We start from the raw sequence: 2,863 nt of genomic DNA, 5'->3' as shown, positions 1-2,863 counted from the left end.
CCGGCCGGGTCAGAACGTGCCGACCTGGTTGACGTCGCCGGGGTTGATCAGGTCCGGGACCGTCCACCCGTCCAGGTCGTATTCGGACAGGCACAGGTCGGCGAAGTCCTCGTAGCCGCGGGTGAGGCCCATCGCGTCCTGCGCGGCGAGGATCTCGGTGCGGATGGCCTCGTGGTTGCCCGAGTAGTTCCGCTCGTACAGCTCGTGCCGGCCGCCGAACTCCGTGCCGATCGCGTCCCACAGCAGCTTCATCACCTTGACCCGGTTGACCGCGTCGTAGCCGTTGGAGCCGCGGACGTACTTGTCCAGGTACGGGCGGATCTCGGGGTTGGCGAAGTCGGCCGCGTGCGAGTTGAGGTAGATCAGCCCGGAACCGAGGTCCTGCTCGATGATCTCCTTGATCCGCGGGTAGCCCAGCGTCATGAACCAGCGGTAGGCGAGCCCGGAGTTCGTGTTGGGCAGGACGGTGCCGCCGATCCACGGGTCGGGGTTATGGGCCATGGAGTCGGTCAGCGCCCACATCAGGTTCCGCCAGGCGAGCACCTCCCCGACGCGCGACTGCACGCCGCGGAAGTCCCTGGTGCCGGTGATCGACAGCGCCTTGAGCAGCAGGCCGGCCAGGAAGTCCAGCTTGACGGCCAGCCGGGTGCAGCCCTGGAAGGTGAACCTGGGCAGGAACCCGGAGGCGGGGAAGAAGTTGCTTGCCTTCTCGACGTCGGCGTAGACGAACACGTTCTCCCACGGCACGAGCACGTTGTCGAGGATGAACATGGTGTCGTTCTCGTCCAGCCGGCTGGACAGCGGGTAGTCGAACGGGCTGCCCATGACCGCCGCCATCGCCGTGTAGGAGGGCCGGCAGATGAGCTTCATCCCGGGCGTCCCCATCGCGATCGTGCAGATCAGCGCGAACTCGCGCTTCCTGAGCGGGATGCCGTGGTGGGCGATGAAGTTCAGGTTGGTGATCGCCGAGCCGGTGGCGACCACCTTGGCGCCGCTGACGATCAGCCCGTTGTCGGTCTCCTTCTGCACGTGCACGAACACGTCGGCGACGTCGTCCGGCGCCCGGTTGCGGTCAACGGGCGGGTGGATGATCGCGTGGTTCCAGTACAGCACCTTCTCCTGGGACTCGCGGTACCAGCGCAGCGCGTTGGCCTGGTACGGATCGTAGAAGTCGGCGTTGGCGCCCAGCGTGCCGAGGAACGCGGCCTTGTAATCGGGGCTGCGGCCCATCCAGCCGTAGGTGAGCCGGGCCCACTGCGCGATCGCGTCCCTGTCGCCGACCAGGTCGGCGGCGCTGCGCGCGGCGCGGAAGTACCGCATGGTGTACCCGCCGCTTCCGGTGTCGGTCGGGCAGGTCACCAGGTCGTGCAGCTTCGGGTCGCGCATCGAGTCATACAGCCGGGCGGTCATCCGCACCGGGTTGCGGAAGGCCGGATGCGTGGTGACGTCGCGGACCCGGTCACCGTAGATGTACACCTCGCGTCCATCGCGGATGCTCTCGATGTATTCATCGCCGGTCATCGGACGGGTCGCGGCGGGCGTGCCGCCGGACACCGCGGCAGCCTGCGCCTGGCCGGTGTTCTGCGGATCGGTCACGGTCATGGTGTCGGGTTCCTCCGCGGTGAGATGGGAAGCGGGATCATCGGGCGGTGCTGCCGGTAAGGCGCGGCAGCACCCAGCCGATGTCGCATTCGGGAGAGTCGAGGGTGTCCAGCCACGGGGCGCCGGCCAGGTGCTCGCCGACCGACCGGAACTCGCCGCCGTGAAATACCAGCGGCCGGCTGTCGGGGCCGTCGGGGTGACGCTGGCAGTCCTGGACCAGGCCGACGTGCAGCACGTGGTCGCCGCCGTCATAGCTGGCCCACGGGGTACAGGCGAACCACGCCAGGCCGCCCGCGATGCGCGGCGCGACCTCGTGGTCGACCCAGCCGACCGCGGCGCCGTGCCCCTGCTGGCCGGCGAAGTGCAGCGCCATCTGGTGGGCGTCGCTGTCCAGCACGGTCACCGCGAACGGGCGCCCGGTGATGTAGCCGCAGACCTTGGCGCGCCGGTCGAGCGCGACAAGCACCAGCGGCGGGTCAAGGGAGACGGCCGTGAACGCGTTGACGGTCGCTCCGTGCAGTCCGGCCTCGGTCCGGCAGGTCACGACCGTCACCCCTGTCGCGAACTGCCCGAGGCACTGGCGGAACTCACGCGAGTCGACTCGCATCGCCGCTCCCGGCCAAGAGGGATTATGTTCGGTATGCGGACGGCTCGTTCGCTGCCCGGATAACTTCTAAGGCTTGCCAGGGTCAGGACCGAAGTCAAGGGGACGCGTGGACGGATGTGCCGGCGAGGCGCCGCAGTACGCCTTGCCGCTCGTCGTCCGCGTCGAGCGGGCCGCTCCCCGGCTTGAAGATCCGCTGCCGCCGGGCGAGGTAAGCGCGGGCACGCCCGTGCTCTGGCTGAATCCGGAGCTGGCGATGACCGCGGGAAAGGCCATGGCGCAGGCCGGCCACGCCGCGCAGCTGGCCTTGGTGGCGGCTGGAACCACGGGACCGTTCGGAATGGAAGGCCAATGATTTTGACCTTGCCGTGCGAACCGCAGCGCCGGAACCCTGGGCGCGGCTCGTGGCCAGCGGCCTGCCGGTGGTGCGCGACCGCGGGTTCACCGAGGTAGCCCCCGGATCGTGCACCGTGGTCGCGGACGTGCCGGCGCTGCGGCGGGGCCGGTCAGCCGCCGGCGGCTGACCGCAGCGCCCGCCGGGCGCGGTAGGCGGCGGCGTGCTGCCTGTTGCCGCAGTTACCGGTGTCGCAGTAGCGGTGCGAGCGGTTCCGTGACAGGTCGACGAGGACGGCGTGGCAGCCGGGCGCGGCGCACCGG

Annotated in this window: 5 protein-coding genes; 2 read left to right on the top strand and 3 right to left on the bottom strand. The window is 69.7% G+C overall.

What is annotated here, in order from left to right; translation table 11 throughout:
* Positions 1 to 9: 9 nt before the first annotated feature.
* Both Q1N79_RS09405 and Q1N79_RS09400 read right to left on the bottom strand, forming a co-directional pair.
* Positions 10 to 1,602 (bottom strand): 4-hydroxyphenylacetate 3-hydroxylase N-terminal domain-containing protein, encoded by a 1,593-nt coding sequence (locus tag Q1N79_RS09405; protein WP_300606926.1) that lies wholly within the window; start codon positions 1,600 to 1,602, stop codon positions 10 to 12.
* A gap of 37 nt (positions 1,603 to 1,639) precedes the next feature.
* Positions 1,640 to 2,209, bottom strand: a complete 570-nt coding sequence (locus Q1N79_RS09400) for a flavin reductase family protein (RefSeq protein ID WP_300606924.1) — start codon at positions 2,207 to 2,209, stop codon at positions 1,640 to 1,642.
* Positions 2,210 to 2,315: 106 nt separating this feature from the next.
* On the opposite strand from Q1N79_RS09400, the gene Q1N79_RS09395 reads away from it, so the two are divergent.
* Both Q1N79_RS09395 and Q1N79_RS09390 read left to right on the top strand, forming a co-directional pair.
* Positions 2,316 to 2,561: a hypothetical protein gene (locus Q1N79_RS09395; RefSeq protein ID WP_300606921.1), complete on the top strand. Its 246-nt coding sequence runs from the start codon at positions 2,316 to 2,318 to the stop codon at positions 2,559 to 2,561.
* Positions 2,562 to 2,574: 13 nt separating this feature from the next.
* Positions 2,575 to 2,730, top strand: a complete 156-nt coding sequence (locus tag Q1N79_RS09390; protein ID WP_300606919.1) for a hypothetical protein — start codon at positions 2,575 to 2,577, stop codon at positions 2,728 to 2,730.
* Here the strand turns inward: Q1N79_RS09390 and Q1N79_RS09385 are convergent.
* Positions 2,713 to 2,863: CGNR zinc finger domain-containing protein (locus tag Q1N79_RS09385; protein ID WP_300606929.1), on the bottom strand; the 151-nt coding region annotated here is incomplete at its 5' end. The genes Q1N79_RS09390 and Q1N79_RS09385 overlap by 18 nt on opposite strands.

Origin of the sequence: Trebonia sp., assembly GCF_030042015.1 — a bacterium.
In the GTDB taxonomy this organism is placed as follows: domain Bacteria; phylum Actinomycetota; class Actinomycetes; order Streptosporangiales; family Streptosporangiaceae; genus Trebonia.
The sequence above is the reverse complement of the archived record's forward strand: the minus strand, read 5'-3'. Positions and strand labels throughout refer to the sequence as shown.

Excerpts from the sequence above, each read along its gene's own strand:
- Q1N79_RS09405 (WP_300606926.1), bottom strand. The coding sequence starts at position 1,602 with ATGACCGTGACCGATCCGCAGAACACCGGCCAGGCGCAGGCTGCCGCG.
- Q1N79_RS09400 (WP_300606924.1), bottom strand. The coding sequence starts at position 2,209 with ATGCGAGTCGACTCGCGTGAGTTCCGCCAGTGCCTCGGGCAGTTCGCG.